Below are 1585 nucleotides of genomic sequence, written 5' to 3'. Positions count from 1 at the left end.
GGAAAGCGTCACAGTCACCGCAGTTTGCGCCGGGTTAGTCAGCGTAGCGGTGTAGGTAATGTTGCCGCCTTCAACGACCGATGGATCAGCCGTCAAAGTGACGGTGGTTGTGTCGATCGAGTCGGTGATCGTGGTGGTGGCTGGCGCTGGGTTTGTTGCCAGATTCTCGAAGTTGCCACCGGTAGCGTTGGTGATCGTCGTGTTGACGGTCGAACCGTTGTTGTAGACATCGTTGGCCGGAGTTTCAAACACCACCGAGCCGGCAGATTTACCGGCCTCAATGACGATCGTCTGACCATTAGAAAGCGTCACAGTCACCGGAGTTTGCGCCGGGTTAGTCAGCGTAGCGGTGTAAGTAATATTGCCGCCTTCAACGACTGATGGGTCCGCCGTCAGCGTGACGGTGGTGGTATCGATCGAGTCGGTGATGGTCGTCGTCGCTGGCGCTGGGTTGGTCGCCAGGTTCTCGAAGTTGCCGCCGGTGGCGCTGGTGATCGTCGTGTTGACGGTCGAGCCATTGTTGTAGACGTCGTTAGCCGGAGTTTCAAAGACTACCGAACCCGCAGATTTACCGGCTTCGATGACGATGGTCTGACCATTGGAAAGCGTCACAGTCACCGGAGTTTGCGCCGGGTTAGTCAGCGTGGCGGTGTAAGTAATGTTGCCGCCTTCAACGACCGATGGGTCCGCCGTCAGCGTGACGGTGGTGGTATCGATCGAGTCGGTGATGGTCGTCGTCGCTGGCGATGGGTTGGTTGCCAGGTTTTCGAAGTTACCACCAGTGGCGTTGGTGATCGTCGTGTTGACGGTCGAACCATTGTTGTAAACGTCGTTGGCCGGAGTTTCGAAAACTACAGTTCCGCTGGACTTGCCCGCTTCGATATTGATCGTCTGACCGTTGCTCAGCGTGACCGTCACAGCGGTTTGCGCAGGGTTGGTCAGCGTGGCGGTGTAAGTAATGTTGCCGCCTTCAACGACGGATGGATCTGCCGTCAGCGTGACGGTGGTGGTATCGATCGAATCGGTAATCGTGGTGGTCGCTGGCGTAGGGTTGGTTGCCAGATTTTCGAAGTTACCACCAGTGGCGTTGGTGATCGTCGTATTGACGGTCGAACCGTTGTTATAAACGTCGTTAGCTGGAGTTTCGAAAACTAAAGTTCCGCTGGACTTGCCCGCTTCGATGTTGATCGTCTGACCATTGGAAAGCGTCACAGTCACCGCAGTTTGCGCCGGGTTTGTCAGCGTAGCGGTGTAGGTAATGTTGCCGCCTTCAACGACCGATTGATCAGCCGTCAGAGTGACGGTGGTGGTGTCGATCGAGTCGGTGATGGTGGTAGTCGCTGGTGCTGGGTTAGTCGCCAGGTTCTCGAAGTTACCGCCAGTGGCATTAGTGATCGTCGTATTGACGGTCGAACCGTTGTTGTAAACGTCGTTAGCCGGGGTTTCAAAGAGTACCGAACCCGCAGATTTACCGGCTTCGATGAGGATGGTCTGGCCATTAGAAAGCGTCACCGTCACCGGAGTTTGCGCTGGGTTAGTCAGCGTAGCGGTGTAAGTGATGTTGCCGCCCTCAACAACCGAGTTG

Annotated in this window: 1 protein-coding gene; it reads right to left on the bottom strand. The window is 56.0% G+C overall.

All coding sequences use genetic code 11. The features are described 5' to 3' along the window. Positions 1 to 1585, bottom strand: a 1585-nt coding sequence (locus tag NTD89_RS10870; RefSeq protein WP_315975606.1) for an immunoglobulin-like domain-containing protein, incomplete at both ends; no start/stop codon positions are given.

This window comes from Pseudomonas sp. 14P_5.3_Bac1, from assembly GCF_025466135.1.
In the GTDB taxonomy this organism is placed as follows: Bacteria; Pseudomonadota; Gammaproteobacteria; order Pseudomonadales; family Pseudomonadaceae; genus Aquipseudomonas.
This window is presented reverse-complemented; position numbering and strand designations above follow the sequence as displayed.